Raw genomic sequence first — 17,599 nt, forward strand, 5'->3', positions numbered from 1 at the left:
AAAAAGGAAGTATTAATATGAAAGACATTAGAGAGTTATATTTGGTATATAAAGATTTAAAAGAGATCACCTTAATAGCTAGGGTTAGAAACAACAGACAAGGTAAGGTTGTTAGTTTCTTGGTTCTTAATGATGGAACAACTTTAAACGATATTCAAGTTGTTTATAAACCAGAAACTAAAGGATTTGATCAAGCAACTAAAGCCAGAGTTAGTTCAATTGTGGAAGTAAGAGGTTTAATTGTTTTAACTCCGGGAAAACAACAAGAGTTTGAAATTCAAGCGCAAGAAATTACATTGTTAGATCAAGCGATTGAAGATTATCCATTACAAAAAAAGGAACATTCACCAGAGTTTTTAAGAGAAATTTCACACCTAAGAGCAAGAACAAAAACATTTCAAGCAATTTTTAGAATTAGATCTATGGCTGCTTTTGCAATTCACAAGTTCTTTCAAGAAAAAAATTATGTATATGTTAATACTCCGATAATTACTGAAAATGATGCAGAGGGTGCTGGTGAAGCGTTTGTTGTAACAACAAGAGAAGATGCTAACTACGAAGAGGATTTCTTTGGTAAAAAAGCAAGCTTAACGGTTTCTGGACAATTAAATGGTGAAGCATATGCGCAAGCGTTTAAAAATATTTATACATTTGGACCAACTTTTAGAGCTGAAAATTCAAACACATCAAAGCATGCTGCAGAATTTTGAATGATTGAACCAGAAATGGCATTCTGCGACCTAAAAGGAAATCTAGAAATAATTGAGGATTTAGTAAGATACACAATTAACTATGTATTTGAAAATGCAAAAGATGAACTAGATTTTTGTAATGAAAATCTCGAAGAAGGATTGATCGAAAAACTTAATATAGTTAGAAACTCAAAATTTGCAGTTAATAAATATGAAGAAGTAATTAAAATACTTAAAAAGGCAGTTGAAGACGGTCATATATTTGAAGAACCAAATATTGAATTTGGTTTAGATTTAGGAACAGAACATGAAAGATATATTTGTGAAGTGGTTAATAAATGTCCTACATTTGTAACTGACTATCCTAAAGAAATTAAAGCCTTCTATATGAAACAAAACCAAGACAATAAAACAGTTGCAGCAGCAGATTTACTTGTTCCTGGAATTGGTGAACTTGTTGGTGGAAGTCAAAGAGAAGATGATTTTGAAAAAATTATTACAAGATGTAAGGAAATGGGTATAGATCCAGAAGAACTGGACTGATATAATGGTCTAAGAAATTATGGTTATTATAAATCGGCTGGATTTGGACTTGGTTTTGAAAGATTAATTATGTACATTACTGGCGCTCAAAATATTAGAGATGTAATTTCTTTCCCAAGAACCCCAAGAAATTTATTATTTTAAAAACAACGAAAGTTGTTTTTTCTCTTTGCTATTTTTTTGAAAAAGGTACTTTGTACTTATAAATTAGTGTAAAATATATATGTTAAATAAGGGGGATATACCATGTTAGTTTCATTTGTTATTACATGACAAGAAATAGAAGAAAACGTTAATGAAACACTACAAAGTGTTCTTAACCAAACTGATGATGATTATGAAATCATTTTAATATCAGATAAAATGCTTGAAGATAACCAAGAATTTGTTATCCTAAGAAATTATTTCTGAGACATCAAAAATATTAAAACAGTTGTAAACAGTTCTATTCAAGGGGCAGCTGTATGTTGAAACACTGCAATTGATTTAGCTGATGGTGACTACATTAAATTTATCTCTCAAGGTGATACTATAAGTCCTGATTTTGTAAAAAATCTGAGAACTGAATTAAATAAATATAATGGTGAAGAAGTTGATTTAATTGAATATAATGTTCAATTAAGGGGTTTATCAGATAAAACAATTGATACTCACTTAGAAAAAGGTAAACTATACAACTTAAACAGAGAATTCCAACCCTATGCAAGTATAAGTGCAACTTTATCAAATAAATTATTTAGAACTCAATTATTAAAAGAGTTTGGTTTTAAATTTAGAAGATTCGTTAGATTTGACATGTTATTTGCATATAAAGTATTAGGTCAAACAGACACTTATTTATTCTTAGATACAGAAAAACCATTGGAAGAAGTTTATTTGGGACAAGTTCAATACTCAGTATTTGACCTAGTAAATCAATGAACTCATATTTTAAATTACTACAGAAGAATTGGTAAATTTAAAGATTTAAAAGATTATTTAAACTATGCATATTATAAAACTCTAATTCACATTTGATTATGAAATATTAGAAAATATGATAATAAATTATTAATTAAAAAAGCAGCTACTTTTGCAAGTAGAAAATTTGAAGATAAAAGAGAAGATTTTATGAAAAATAATAAGGCCTTCCTTGAAACTAAAGATGTTAGATTTATAGAAATTGTTGATCAATTCTCATCATACATCAAAGAAATTATGAAACTTGCAAAATAAAAAGGGTGAGTTTAATGACACATCAAGAAGAAAAAAATATCATAGAAAAATCTTCTCATAATTTGGTTCAACCACATTTGGGAAGAATTTTTTTTGCTAGATTATTTGATTTGATTGTGTGCTCTATACCAACATTAATATTGACCTTTTTGAATCCAATTACAGATTTAAAAACTCTTTTTATTAATTTGCCTGTTAGTCAAATTGTTTTATTTATATATTTTATTTTATTGCCATACTTTTGAAAAGGTAACACAATTGGCAAACTTATTTTTTCTCTTAGATTAATTAAAGATAACAACAAAAAAATTAAAATGAAAGAAATATTTTTTAGAGAGTTTTATTTTTTGTATATTCCTTTAGTTATTCAATTAGTTATTCAACTGATAATTGGTTTGATAATATTCACTAGCGATGATCCAGAAAATATAAAATCACTTTCATTTATAGTAACAACAATTAGAAATATAGGATTTACATTTTTGGCGATTTGATTTATTTATATACCTATTACAATATATTTACAAAAAGAACACATATCAGCAGTTGATCTTAAATTAAACACAAAAGTTTATTATTTAGAAAAAGTTTTGATTATAAACAAAAGAGAAAAAAGCAAAAACCATATTCACTTACAAAAAGATAGACCAGGAAATTTTGACTTAGAAGAAATCGATAAAATAATTGATCAAGATAAAGATTTAAATAATTAATAAAAATAAATAAAAAATTGATATGATAGAAAAGTTATAGGAGTTATTATATGATAGAAAATTTACTAAAAGATTTGAATGACGAACAACTCGATTCAGTTATCACAACAGATGTTCCATTAAGAATAATTGCTGGAGCTGGTAGTGGTAAAACAAGAGTTATAACAACAAAAGTTGCGTACTTAATTGAAAAAGAAAAAATATTTCCATCAAAAATTCTCGCAGTAACTTTTACAAACAAGGCTGCTCAAGAAATGAGAGATAGAGTAAAAAAAATAATTCCCAATTTAGATAGAAATCCAATGATTACAACATTTCACTCTTTTTGTGTAAGGGTTTTAAGAGAAGATTGTGAATACATTGGCCTTTCTAAAGATTTTACAATAATTGACGGAGCTGACCAAGGTAAAATCATTAGAGATATAATAAAAAATTTGGATATTACATCCGATAAAACTAAACCAGAAAAAAAGATTCTTTCTAAAATAAGTAATTGAAAATCTAAACAATTAACATGAGAAGAAGCTTATGAAGAAACTTTTAATATTGCTGAAAAAAAATGAGCAAAAGCTTATAGAGACTATGAACAATATTTAGCAGAGAAAAATTATTTAGATTTTGATGATTTAATTCTAAAAGTTCATAAATTATTTAATGAGAATATTGATGTTAGAGAAAAATGAAAAAATAGATTTGAGTATATATTAGTTGACGAGTTTCAAGACACAAACTATACACAATTTGATCTAATAAAATGACTTACTGGTTCTAGAAATAATTTAACTGTTGTTGGAGATCCCGATCAAACCATTTATTCTTGAAGAGGAGCTAAAGTAAATATTATTTTAAACTTTAAAGATGAATTTAAAAACTCAAGAACTATTATGTTAACTGAAAATTATAGATCAACAAAGCCTATTTTGGATATTGCAAATGATTTTATTGATAATAATAAAAATAGAGAAAAAAAAGATATATTCACTCAAAAAAAGGAAGGAGAAATAGTGAGGGTTAAAGAAGTTGCTTCAAGAAATTTTGAAGCCAAGTTTGTTTCTAAAAAAATTAAAGAACTAATAGAAGAACAAAATTATAAATACTCTGATATTTATGTTTTGTATAGAACAAATGCTTGATCTCAAGAGTTCGAAAAAGAGTTTCAAAATCAAAAGATACCATTCCATTTAATTGGTGGTTTTAAATTTAGAGATAGAAAAGTGATTAAGGACGTAACCTCACTACTAAGAGTTGTGGTTTTTAAAGATGATTTGGCAATGGATAGAATATTTGGTTTCACTCCAAAAGTTGGTGCTGTAACTGCCTCAAAACTAAAACAAGCAGCTTTTGAATTTGATTTAAATTTATTCGATTTCCTAACTCAACACCAACAAGAAGTTAATTCAATATCTAAAAACTTAAATGAACTAATAAATTGTTTAATAAAAGCTAGAAAATTATTTGAAGAAAACAGAAGTCTTTTAGAGTTGACAACAATGTTGGTTAAAGAGTCTGGCTATAAAGATAGATTAGATTTAAAGGATAAAGAAGATATAGAATCTTTACAAAACTTAGAAGCATATTACGATCAAATGGAGAAATATGACATTTCATACAACGAGGGTGAAAATGAATTAAATAGAGCTGTAAGTTTTTTACAAGAAGAAGCGCTTTCTAGCGATGAAGATAATGAAGTTGAAATTAACAAAGTTACATTGCTTACAATCCACTCTGCAAAAGGATTGGAAAATAAAGTTGTATTTATTGTTGGGTTAAACAAGGATGTATTTCCTTCTAAAATGAGTTTTTACTCAATCGAAAGTTTAGAAGAAGAAAGAAGAGCTTTCTACGTTGCTATAACCAGAGCACAAGAAATGTTATTTGTTTCTTATGTTTCTGGTGAGTATTCATATATTTCTAGTGGTGAATTAGGACCTTCTAGATTTATTCAAGAATTAAATCCTGATTTATATGAAATTGAAAAAAGTATCTATTTCCACTCTAATACAGAAACTTCAAGTGGATATAAAGGAAAACCCAGTTTAGAATCAAAACCATCAAAACTAGAAGCTGGAGTGGTTAAGGGAGACCGAATTAATCATATGGTGTTTGGCATAGGAACTGTTGTAAAAGTTATAGATAAATATATATCTGTAGCATTTGTAGATCCAAAACAAGGGGTTAAAATGATTCCTATTAACAGCTCTTCGTGAGAAAAAATGGAATAACTTTTGGAAAATCACTAAAAAGTGAAATGTTTTTCTTGTATATAAAAGTTTTTTATATACAATAATATTGTTAAGGAGGATAAGATATGACTTCATTTACAGCAACAGTAATTGATCCGGTTGGATTACATGCAAGACCTGCATCAGTTTTAACCAAGGAAGCTTCAAAATTCGCATCAGAAATTAAAATCAAATGTGGAGATAAAGAAGGTAACTTAAAATCAATTATGAACGTAATGGCACTTGCAGTTAAAACAGGTGCTGAAATTACAATTGAAGCAAATGGCGAAGACGAAAACGAAGCTATTGAAGCAATTGAAAAAGCAATGAAAGATAACTCAATTATCTAATTTGATTAAAAGTCCTACGGACTTTTTTTTGTCCACATTTTGTCCACATTTTAACCACATTTATTTTTAAAAACCCTTTATTTAAGGGCTTTTTTTACTTATTTATTACTAAAAATAAATTTATTTTTTTTCAAAAAAATATGGTATTTTTCTTTTTTTTAGTTATAACAATATAGAAATGAAAACATAATTTCACAAAAAAAAGATGCGGAAATTTGGTGAAACTCCAAAACTGTACCAGCACCTGTAATAAGGAAATAGAAATTTAATGATCTATTAGAATTTGAGTCAGATGCCAATTCTTTTATATAAATCTTTTACTGGCTATAAAAGATAATATTTACAAATAATATTTTAGCCACGATACAATCATCGTGTTTTTGTTTCACTAAAAGTGCAGTTAATGCGCGTAAAATTTTGTGAAATGATATGTTTTTCAAACTATCATTTTTAACAACCCAAATTACTATCAATCATAATATTAAGGCGTTAAAAACGCACCAACTATTCAAAAAACTGGGTAGTTTTTAAAAAAAGAAAGGCAATAAACTTATGGCAAAGAAAAAAAATCAATATTACTATGATTCACTTTCACCAATTGAATTTGCATTAAACAAATTTAATGGAAGAATGAGATCAGTTAACTGAAACGTTATGAACGATGATAAAGATTTAGAAGTATGAAATAGAGCAACACAAAACTTTTGATTACCAGAGAAAGTACCGGTTTCAAACGATTTAGTATCTTGAAAAACTTTAACTCCTGAATGACAAGAGTTAATTACAAGAACTTTTACTGGACTTACATTGTTAGATACAATTCAAGCAACAGTTGGAGATGTTGCTCAAGTACAAAACTCACTGACAGACCATGAACAAGTTGTTTATACTAACTTTGCATTCATGGTGGCTGTTCATGCGAGATCATATGGAACAATCTTTTCAACTTTATGTTCAAGTGAACAAATAGAAGAAGCTCATGAATGGGTTATTAACTGTGATAGTTTGCAAGAGAGAGCTAAAGCATTAATTCCTTACTATGTAGGAAACGATCCTTTAAAATCAAAAGTTGCAGCAGCACTTATGCCTGGATTCTTGTTGTATGGTGGATTCTATTTACCATTTTATTTATCAGCTAGGGGTAAATTACCAAATACATCTGACATAATCAGATTAATTTTAAGAGATAAAGTTATTCACAATTACTACAGTGGTTATAAATACCAAAGAAAAGTTGAAAAGCTTTCTCCTGAAAAACAAGCAGAAATGAAAAAATTTGTATTCGATCTATTATATGAGTTGATAGATTTAGAAAATAAATTCCTTTATGAATTATACGATGGTTTCGGAATAGCAGAAGATGCTGTAAGATTCAGTTTATATAATGCTGGAAAATTCTTACAAAACTTAGGTTACGAGTCACCATTTACAGAAGAAGAAACAAGAATTGAGCCTGAAATTTTCACTCAATTATCAGCTAGAGCTGATGAAAATCATGATTTCTTCTCAGGAAATGGATCATCATATGTAATGGGTGTAACTGAAGAAACTTCAGACGAAGACTGAGAATTCTAATAAATGCACGATGACGTTATCAAAATATCTGGACAAGATATTGTGAGACCGAAGGGAAAAGTATTTTGTGTATACTTTTCATCAATTTCAAACAACACCCATAGATTTATGGATAAATTAGATGTAAATGACGCAAGAATTCCTTATGAATTAGACGAAGATTTAATTGTGGATAAGGAATACGTATTAATTACTCCGACATATGCCGGGGGAGGTGGAGACACTAAAGGTGCCGTCCCACCTCAAGTAGTTAAATTTTTAAATAACGAAACTAATAGGAATTTATGTAGAGGAGTGATTGCTTCTGGTAACACCAACTTTGGTGACACCTTTGCAATTGCGGGACCTATCATTTCTAAGAAATTAGGTGTTCCTCTTTTATATCAATTTGAACTATTAGGTACTAAAAATGATGTTGACACTATAAGAGAAATCTTAGAAGATTTCTGAAGGGGAAAAGAAAATGAACAAAGATAATATCAAAAATCTTTCTGGTACAAATGAATCTGATGAATATATCAAATTAAATGCTAGAGCAAAACTTTTTGTTCCAGGTCAAGACAATTTTAAATTAGATATTCAAGCAGCAGAAATGTACATGAAAGAGCACATTGAACCAAATATGATGAAATTTGGGTCAACAAAAGAAAGAATTGATTATTTAGTAACAAATCAATACTATGATGATCAAGTAATCAATAAATATACAATCGAACAAATCGATGAAATAACAAAATATGCATATTCATTCGATTTTAAATTCCCAAGTTTTATGGGAGCTTTAAAATTCTTTAATGCTTATGGATTAAAAACTTTCGATGGTAAACAATACCTTGAAAACTATGAAGATAGAGTAGTTTCAAATGCTCTATTCTTAGCTGGTGGTAACTTTGAAAAAGCTAAAAACATTTTAAAACAAATTATTTTAGGAAGATTTCAACCTGCAACTCCAACATTCTTAAATGCTGGTAAAAAACAAAGGGGAGAATATGTATCTTGTTACTTATTAAGAGTAGAAGATAACATGGAATCAATTGCAAGAGCAGTTACAACATCACTACAATTATCAAAACGTGGTGGAGGAGTTGCTTTGTGTTTGACAAACTTAAGAGAATTTGGTGCACCAATTAAAAATATTGAAAACCAAGCTACAGGAGTTATTCCTGTAATGAAAATCTTAGAAGATTCATTCTCATATGCAAACCAATTAGGACAAAGACAAGGCGCTGGAGCCGTTTACTTAAATGTTCACCACCCAGATATCATGTCATTCTTGGATACAAAAAGAGAAAATGCTGATGAAAAAATAAGAATTAAATCTTTATCATTAGGAGTTGTTGTTCCGGATATTACTTTTGAATTAGCAAAAGAAAATAAAGAAATGGCACTATTCAGTCCTTATGATGTAGAAAAAGTTTATGGAAAACCATTCTCAGATATTTCGGTAACTAAAGAATATGAAAACATGGTAAATAATCCAAAAATTAAAAAAACTTACATTAATGCAAGAAAGTTATTCCAAGCTATCGCTGAATTACATTTTGAAAGTGGATATCCATACTTATTGTTTGATGATACTGTAAATAACAACAATGCTCACCCAGTAGCTGGAAGAATTGTTATGAGTAACTTGTGTAGTGAAATTGTACAGGTATCAACACCAAGTGAATTTAATGCTGACTTATCATTTTCAAAAACTGGAGAAGATATTTGTTGTAACTTGGGAAGCATGAATATTGCAAAAACAATGGAAAGTGGAGAAGAGTTTTCTGAAGTAATCTATAACTCAATTCTTGCTTTAGATCACGTTTCAAGAAACAGTGATTTATCAAGTGCTCCTTCAATTGAAAATGGAAATAAAAATAATCACGCTGTTGGATTAGGTGCTATGAACTTACATGGTTTCTTAGCAACAAATCACATTTACTATAATTCACCAGAAGCTGTAGACTTTACAAATATGTTCTTCTACACAATGGCATTTCATGCTTTTAAAGCTTCAAATAAATTGGCAAAAGAATTTGGTTCATTTGCAGGATTTAATATTTCTAAATTCGCAGACGGTTCATTCTTTGATAAATATACAAAATGTGAAGAAAATAAATGAACTCCTGAATCAGATACAGTAAAAAACTTATTTGATAAAAACAATGTTACTATCCCTACTCAACAGGATTGAATTGATTTAGCAGAAGAAATTAAAAAAACAGGATTAGCAAACTCACACTTGATGGCTGTTGCTCCAACTGGATCAATTAGTTACTTATCATCATGTACACCGAGCTTACAACCTGTAGTTGCTCCAGTCGAAGTTAGAAAAGAAGGAAAACTTGGAAGAGTTTATGTTCCTGCTTATAAAATTGATTTTGACAACATGGGTTATTACTCACTTGGAGCATATGAAGTGGGACCAGATCCAATTATTGACATTGTAGCTGCAGCACAACAACACGTTGATCAAGCTATATCATTAACATTATTTATGACAGACCAAGCAACAACAAGAGATTTAAACAAAGCATATATTAGAGCATTCAAAAAAGGATGTGCATCAATATATTACGTAAGAGTTCGTCAAGAAGTTCTTGAAGACAGTGAAAACTACGAATGTGATGCTTGTGTAATATAAAAAAGTAAAAACTATAAAAGTTTTTGCTTTTTTTATTGCTTTTTTTCAAAAAAAAAAAAAAAAAGCATAATAGGTTATAATATTTATTGAGGATAAAAATATGATTGAGATAAAAAATATATCCAGAAAATTGGGGAATTTTGGATTAGAAAATGTTAGTTTTACTATCAAAAAAGGTTCTGTTGTTGCATTTGTTGGGGATAATGGTGCAGGAAAAACGACAACCATTAAAGCTCTTTTTGGTGAACTTAAACTAGATAGTGGAGAAATTTTAATTGACGGACAAGATTTATTTAAAAATAACAACTTGTCAAAAGTTGCTTTTTTTCCAGATTCAAATAATGTGCCTTTAGATATAAGGATTCATGAATATTTACAATATATTTGTGCTGCAAATAATATGAATAAGGAAAGAACGGATTTAAGTATTGATAATGTATATAGATTATTAGAACTTAGACCTTATAAAGATAAGAAAATAAAAGAGCTTTCATCTGGATGAAAAAAGAAAGCTATAATGGCAAGTGTTTTAGTTAGATCACCAGAATATATAATTTTTGATGAACCAACAGCTAATGTGGATGTTGAATCTAAATTATATTTTATGGAAATATTTAAATTATTATCAAAAGTAGGAATAACCATTCTAATTACTAGTCATATCATTGAAGAACTTCAAGAATTGGCCAACTATCTTGTACTAATTAAAAAGGGACAAATTGTTTATGCAAGTGATTTTGACAAATCAAAAGAACACATAATGGACGTTTATAAAAGACATATGAATGAACCCATAAAAGATTTACATGTATTAAGAGATTTATATAATAAAAGGAATAAAAGATAATGAAAAAGGATTTGAATGTAGTGAAGAGAGAAGAAAGTACTTCAAACTTTCAAAAAGAAGTAAAAAACTTTTTTCTACTTTATAGAATTAATTTAAAATTAAGTCTTAGAGATGTTGGTTCAATAATAAGTGGTATATTATTTGCCTCCTTAGTTACTCTATTTTTTATATTAGAGTTTTCAGAAATAATAGTGGCAGGTTCTGCCGATAAATATGGCACTTACAAAATACTTGTATACACATTGGGATCTAGCACATTGATATTTCATATTTTGTTAAGCTCACTATATTTATTTAAAAAGCAGGTAAAAGATGGTATAGCTTCTATTGAACTAAGAGCTGGTTTTAAAACTTGAAAATCTTATTTAATAAGAGTTTTAATTGTTTTTTCTACTTCTCTTGTATATATTGGAGTTTCTCTTGCAATAACAATAGTATTAAATGCAATGAGTATTGGTAACACAAAATTATTCTTTAATTTACATTATTCACAAGTATTTTTCTTAACTTTCCTTGCTTTCTTTTCAACTATGATCATGACAGTTGTTATGGTTATGTTTAAAACTTCTATGGCAACAATGTTTGCTATGGTTTACATGATAGCTATAGCTTTGGCTCCAATCACAGCCTCATTTAGTTATTTACTATTTCAAGAAAGAGATACAAATTATAATACTAATATAAGAATTATTTCAGGATCTAAATTTTATAACAGCTTTAAAGGAAATGAAGAACTATTTAATGATGATAATGGTTTTGGAAAATCAAAAACAACAACATCAATTAATGAATATGTTAAAGCTACTTTAGATCCTCTTTCTGAATATACAGAAGATGGCAAAAGTATATATGACGAAAATTATAAAATGGAAGGTTTTTCTTTGAGACACAGTGTCGAAATGAATGGGGCTTCTTCTTCTGTTAAGTTTGAAAATTCAAAAGCAAGTCATATCTTAACTAAAAATTTAGGTTTTGGACAAGTTTACTATAACTATAATGTCTTTGAAGAAAATGGAGTAGAAAGTAAACAAGAATATCTACTTGAAGAGACACCTATATGACCGCTTTTGGAAGCTATTAATGAAGCTGTTTTAAAAAATCAAGATAGCTTTTCAAGTAATAATAGTGGAGAAATACCAACTTTATTTATTGAGAAATCAAGTTACTATTGAATGAATAGAATTGATGGAAAAAATATGGATATAGATAATTTGGTAAAAGAACTTTCAAGGCAATTACCTGAATATTCTGGAATACTGAAATTTATTCAAAACTTCTATAACCAATATAGATCTATATTAGCTGATGCTTATTACAAGGGTAGGTATTGAAGTTCTGGTTCAAGTTATAAAGCTTCATACAATGATATCCTAGATAATGCTTTAATACCATCTTCAAGAGGAGTTCAAATTGATAATTATTACTCTTGAAAAGAACTTTATACAATAGGAAATTATCCTAATTACAGTGATCCGTTCAATTTTGATGAAGTTGATGCACCTAACAAAAGGGATAGATGTAGTTTGGGATACAAAAATGAGTTAGCAAAATCTCATAATGATGAAATGGCAAAAGTTTATAAAAGCTTTCCTGAACTTACAATATTAAATCAACTAATTGTAAGTTTATGAAGAATGGCAATGGATTTTGATATATACAGAACTGATGAATTGGATTCATCTTTATATGAATATTACAACACAACAGTTGCTTCTAACACTTTAAAAACTGATATATTCAGACACTTTGCAGCAATGTCTACAGGATTATTTTCTGATGTACTGTACAATGATCTTTTCAATGTTTCAAATGAAGTATTTTATCAAGGTCAATTTTATACAGTGACAAATATATTTGATTTTGAAAACTTTAGTTACACAAATAGAGAAGCTGATGCAGCAATGCAACCAGCTTATAAAACAACAAAAATAAAAACCAAAACATTATTTTTAATACCGTTAGCTTATTTTGTTTATATTGTATTGATATCACCGCTTGGTTATATTGGTTATGTTGTATTTAACAAAAAGGCAAAATTATAGAAAGGAGCTTTAAGAATGATTGAAATAAAAAATATTACAAGAGATTTGGGTGGTTTTGTTATAAATCAAGTAAGTTTCAAAATAAAAAAAGGTTCTGTTGTTGCATTTGTTGGGGATAATGGTGCAGGAAAAACAACAACCATTAAAGCTCTTTTTGGTGAACTAAAATTAGAACAAGGAGAAATCCTAATGGATGGACAGAATATTTTTGAAGAAGAAAATCTACAAAGAATAGCTTTCTTTCCAGACTCAAATAGTGTTCCTTTGAATATGAAAGTAAAAGATTACGTTTCTTATGTTTGTGCTGTTAACGGAATGTCAAAACAAGATGCCCAAGAATCTGCATCTAAAATATTTGCAATGCTTTCTTTAGAGCCTTATATAAATAAAAAAATTAAAAGTTTAAGTGCTGGTTGAAAGAAAAGAGCGATTATGGCAAGTGTTCTAGTGAGAACTCCTGAATATATAGTTTTTGATGAACCAACAGCAAATGTTGATGTAGAAGCCAAACTATCATTTATGAATATTCTTCATGAACTTTCTAAAATCGGAGTAACAATTTTAATTACAAGTCACATTCTTGAAGAACTTCAAGAAGTTGCTAATTATGTTGTTTTTATTCGTGATGGAGAAGTTGTGATGGAAAAAGACTTTGATAATAGGACCGAGTCTATTGCCGCTTTATATAAAGAGGTTATGGCTGAAAAAAATAACAAAGAAAAACTATTAAAAGAAATTTATAACCCTAAGGAAAGGGTGGTGATTTAAGTGTCAGAAGTTAAATTAAATTTGAAAAAAATGTCAAGACAAAAATCACCAAATAATAGCAGCTCTAGAACAAATGAATTTAATGGTTTTAGAACACTGTATTTAATTAATTTGAAAAGATTAGTAAGAAATAAAGCTGTTATTGCAATGGCAATAATTTCATTGTTGGTAACACTGACAATGACTTCAATTGTAAGTTCAACTATGAACAGTCCTGATGGAGCCTCTTCAATTGGTTTAATAATTGTATCTGTTCAATTTATATGTGAAATATTTTTCTTTATAGTATTTATGATAATACTTTCATCTGAGTTGATTAAAAAACAGTTGCTAGAAGGTATTCAAAATATTGAAATTAGATCTGGGATGAGTTACAAAAAGTCTTTCTTATTAAGATGATATGTATTTATGACTTTTACAATGGCTCTTGCGTTAGCAAACAGTCTTTTAAAAATTGCATTATCAACAAACATTGTTTTTCAGTTCAACTCTTTATCACTTGTTATAATAAGTACTTGCATATTCTTCTTTTTTATAGGTTTTGTATGAACACCTGTTGTTTTTCTAATTACAATAATATGTTCTATAGCATGAAGTATTATGCTAAATGTATTTATAACAATGTTATTGGTTTTTTCAGGAATGATTTCATCAATGGGTACATTATTTGAGTATCAAAAAACAGAGAATAACACTCTTGTTGCTAGAACGAATTTAAAATTGGAAATTGGAAATTCTTTTTATAAAACAGTTAAAGATGACCAAACTTCAGAAATAAAGGCTTTATTTATAGATGAGGATGACGAGGGCAATTCAATCTTACAAAAACAATTAAATAATAATTTGATTGTTGCTGGAATGGAAGGAAATTTAAAATCAACATCTATTTATTTTGACTATTCTTTCAGAAATCCTTATTATAACGCCGCTTTATGGGGTGGAGCTTTTAATATTAAAGGAAATCCAAAAGATGGTGCACAATCAAATGAATATAATCCGATTATAGATACAAGTATTTATTATTTATTAAATGATCTTTTTGAAACTGTTGAAAAGGGCATGAAATCAGACAATAATAAACCACCCCTTTCGCTGCCTGGTTATATGGGTGGGTTTATGGATGAATATGGTAGTGATAGTAAATTTCATGATATATCACCTTTATTAAATTGATTAGCTAAGCAAGAGCAAACAAAAAAATATAAAACCTTACTAAAATGAGTTGATGGTTTTTACTCAAAATATAAATTCATCATACCTTCTAATAAAAATTTAAGAACAGAAGAACCCTTCATATTTATAAGTGATTTTAGAAACTCTAATTATTTGTTACAAGAAGATCAAAACAAAGAAATTTATAAGGTTTATAAAAGATATCCAGAAATGCTTATAATAAACAATATAATAACCGAATCATGAATATCTTCTATGGTTTCTAAAGCCGAACTTACTTATAGGGGTAACAGTTGAAATTCAACTTTTAAAGACCCTAAAGAGGCTTATGAAAATTATCAAGAATGAACTAATGGGTCAATATTAAAAAATAATCTCAACATTTTTCAACATTTTTCAACAATACATTCACAGTTATTTGGTTCAAATACTATAAAAGATATGTTATTTAAAGATTCTCTTTTTGGTTACACTGGTATAACAACTGGTTACAAAAATCTTATTGATTTAGCTTCTGTAGATGCGAGAGAAATGGAAAATAACTCACCCTTGAAGCCAATATTTGAAAGCGTTAAATTAGAAAAAAATAATGGATTTTTAGTACCTATTGCTTTCTTGATATATTTATTAATTGGTACTGGATCAATGTATTTAATTTACCTATTATGATCTAGAAAATCAAAAATATAAAAAAACACTCTAAGTGTTTTTTTATTTATTTAAATTAGTACATTTAAAAGTTGTTTTATTTAAGATATAATTTATATTACTAGGAGAAAATTATATGGAAAATAACTTTTTTGTCAGATACGAAAAAGATGAGTATCTAGTTAATTTAACAGAATCCACTGACTTTAAAAAAAGTAAGGGATTCTTTGGTCTTTGATTTTTTTATTGAAAAAAATATAAAGCTAAAGCAATTGCTGTTATTTTTTTAATAGCATTAGCTTCAGCTATTTCGGTTTTTAACATCCTTGTTACAAGGCAAGTTACTGCAATTCTTGTTGCAGAAACAATGCTAAGCACATTTAAAAATCCAGAAATGTTATCGGATATTGTTATTCAAGTATTAAAAGAAGCAAGTGTTACCTTGTCTCCAGAGGATATTAAAAAATTGCAGGATTTTTTAGCAACAAATCAAATATCAAATGATGTTATTAATATTGTTTTACAAAAACACTATTTTGATTATGTATTTGTTGATGAGGCTGGTGTTGTTAGAACGACATTTATGTTCTTGTCTGTAAGCAAAATGCAATGGGTTGGAGTTTTATTGGGAAGTATCACTGCGATTATTATAATTATCTATGTAGCTTACTGCTTGTGTGGTGAAATTGGAGAAGATGCTAATAGTGATTTAAAAAACAAATTAGTTAAATCTTTATTAAATAAAAACATTGAATTTTACAACAACAATTCACAGGGTAAAATTACTGAGACAATAGTTAAAGATGTTAAAAATATAGCTAATCAATTAAAAGTTGCTCCGCTTATTATTGTATTTATTATCTGTACAACAATTGGTTCTGTAGCTATGCTTATTTATATCGACACAATTATCGCTTTATTAATGTTTGCGTTAATCTTCTTTGTACTAATTTTAGCTGTTCTTGCCGTATTGTGTATCTCAAAACCTATGAAAAAAAGTATTGAAGCAAGGTCAAAACACGATTCTGAAATTACAGAAAAAATTGCTTCAATAAGACTAGTTAAATCAAGTGGTAGTTGAGATAGAGAAACAGAAGATAATAATATTGAAACAGCTAAAAATACTAAAACAAACAAAAAGTTAAACTTTGGAATATCAATTATTCCAGGTATTATTGTTGGTGCAATGGGTTGTTTAACTCTTTCATCAATGATATTTGGTATATTTGTTTATGGAGACAATACACAAAAATTAATTACTGTCTTCTCATCTTTTACAGCTGGAACATTTGTTATGGTTACGCCAATATTCCAACTAAATACAATTTTACAAAGTATTAATGAGACAAATAAATCATCACAAAATATTGGAGATATTATCAATGATACAAATGATATTGTTGAAAAAGAAGACACTGTGGAAATTGAAGATTGTCAAATTAACTCTATAGAATTTAAAGATGTTTCATTTGCCTATCCATCAAATCCTGATTTACCAGTTATAAAAGATTTAAATATTACTTTAGAACAAGGTAAATCATATGCGTTTGTTGGACCTTCTGGTAGTGGTAAATCAACTGTTACAAGACTGATTATGAGATTCTATGAAGAGTTTAGTGGAAAAATTATCATAAATGGTAAATCAGAAATCAGAGACATTAATTTAAAAAACTGAATGGATAGTATAGGATATGTCGATCAAGAACCACAAATATTATCAGCAACAGTAAAAGAAAATTTAAGATATATTAAAATGGATGCAACTGATGAAGAAATTATAGATGCATGTAAAAAAGCAAAAATTCACGATTTAATAATGGATCTTCCAGAAGGCTACAATACTTTCTTACAAGAAAGAGGAAAACAATTAAGTGGTGGTCAAAAACAAAGAATGGTTATAGCAAGGATGTTCTTAAAAAATCCAAGTTTAATTATTCTGGATGAAGCAACAAGTGCCTTGGATAATTTAGTTGAAAAAGAAATATCTGCAGAGTTAGATAAACTAATCGTTGGTAAAACAACAATCGCAATTGCTCACAGATTGAGTACAATTAAAAACTACGATAAAATATTTGTTCTAGATACTAATAAACAAATTGCACAAACAGGAACATTTAATGAGTTAATCAAAAAGCCTGGATTATTCAAAGAACTATATGAAGTGAGCAAGGAGGAGAAATAG

General features: G+C 28.2%; 13 protein-coding genes. All 13 read left to right on the forward strand.

Annotated elements, in window-relative coordinates; all coding sequences use genetic code 4:
• The first annotated feature begins 17 nt into the window (after nucleotides 1-17).
• Complete coding sequence (gene asnS / locus SMONO_RS00470; protein ID WP_101780397.1) at nucleotides 18-1,379, forward strand: asparagine--tRNA ligase; 1,362 nt, start codon at nucleotides 18-20, stop codon at nucleotides 1,377-1,379.
• 102 nt (nucleotides 1,380-1,481) lie between these two features.
• Entirely contained in the window at nucleotides 1,482-2,450 is a 969-nt protein-coding gene (locus tag SMONO_RS00475) for a glycosyltransferase family 2 protein (RefSeq protein WP_101780398.1), read from the forward strand.
• A 14-nt stretch (nucleotides 2,451-2,464) separates the two neighbouring features.
• A complete protein-coding gene (locus SMONO_RS00480) occupies nucleotides 2,465-3,163 on the forward strand; it encodes an RDD family protein (RefSeq protein WP_101780399.1) in 699 nt (232 codons plus the stop codon).
• Nucleotides 3,164-3,213: 50 nt separating this feature from the next.
• Entirely contained in the window at nucleotides 3,214-5,385 is a 2,172-nt protein-coding gene (locus tag SMONO_RS00485; protein ID WP_101780400.1) for an ATP-dependent helicase, read from the forward strand.
• Nucleotides 5,386-5,471: 86 nt separating this feature from the next.
• On the forward strand, nucleotides 5,472-5,735 hold the full coding sequence (locus SMONO_RS00490; protein WP_020836037.1) for an HPr family phosphocarrier protein: 264 nt from the start codon (nucleotides 5,472-5,474) through the stop codon (nucleotides 5,733-5,735).
• 552 nt (nucleotides 5,736-6,287) lie between these two features.
• Complete coding sequence (gene nrdF, locus SMONO_RS00495; RefSeq protein WP_101780401.1) at nucleotides 6,288-7,310, forward strand: class 1b ribonucleoside-diphosphate reductase subunit beta; 1,023 nt, start codon at nucleotides 6,288-6,290, stop codon at nucleotides 7,308-7,310.
• Nucleotides 7,311-7,313: 3 nt separating this feature from the next.
• Nucleotides 7,314-7,787, forward strand: coding sequence for a class Ib ribonucleoside-diphosphate reductase assembly flavoprotein NrdI (gene nrdI, locus SMONO_RS00500; protein WP_101780402.1), 474 nt, complete (start codon nucleotides 7,314-7,316; stop codon nucleotides 7,785-7,787).
• Nucleotides 7,774-9,939 (forward strand): class 1b ribonucleoside-diphosphate reductase subunit alpha, encoded by a 2,166-nt coding sequence (gene nrdE, locus SMONO_RS00505; protein WP_101780403.1) that lies wholly within the window; start codon nucleotides 7,774-7,776, stop codon nucleotides 9,937-9,939. Before nrdI ends, nrdE begins: the two co-directional genes overlap by 14 nt.
• 100 nt (nucleotides 9,940-10,039) lie before the next feature.
• Complete coding sequence (locus SMONO_RS00510) at nucleotides 10,040-10,786, forward strand: ABC transporter ATP-binding protein (protein WP_101780404.1); 747 nt, start codon at nucleotides 10,040-10,042, stop codon at nucleotides 10,784-10,786.
• Nucleotides 10,786-12,828 (forward strand): hypothetical protein, encoded by a 2,043-nt coding sequence (locus SMONO_RS00515; RefSeq protein ID WP_101780405.1) that lies wholly within the window; start codon nucleotides 10,786-10,788, stop codon nucleotides 12,826-12,828. The genes SMONO_RS00510 and SMONO_RS00515 overlap by 1 nt, the downstream gene beginning before the upstream one ends.
• Before the next feature lie 15 nt (nucleotides 12,829-12,843).
• The gene (locus tag SMONO_RS00520; RefSeq protein WP_101780406.1) at nucleotides 12,844-13,596 is read left to right on the forward strand and encodes an ABC transporter ATP-binding protein; all 753 of its coding nucleotides are present in this window, start codon (nucleotides 12,844-12,846) and stop codon (nucleotides 13,594-13,596) included.
• The gene (locus SMONO_RS00525; protein WP_101780407.1) at nucleotides 13,597-15,459 is read left to right on the forward strand and encodes a hypothetical protein; all 1,863 of its coding nucleotides are present in this window, start codon (nucleotides 13,597-13,599) and stop codon (nucleotides 15,457-15,459) included.
• Nucleotides 15,460-15,553: 94 nt separating this feature from the next.
• Nucleotides 15,554-17,599, forward strand: a complete 2,046-nt coding sequence (locus SMONO_RS04335; protein ID WP_101780408.1) for an ABC transporter ATP-binding protein — start codon at nucleotides 15,554-15,556, stop codon at nucleotides 17,597-17,599.

It is taken from the genome of Spiroplasma monobiae MQ-1, assembly GCF_002865545.1.
Classification (GTDB): Bacteria; Bacillota_I; Bacilli_A; order Mycoplasmatales; family Mycoplasmataceae; genus Spiroplasma_A; species Spiroplasma_A monobiae.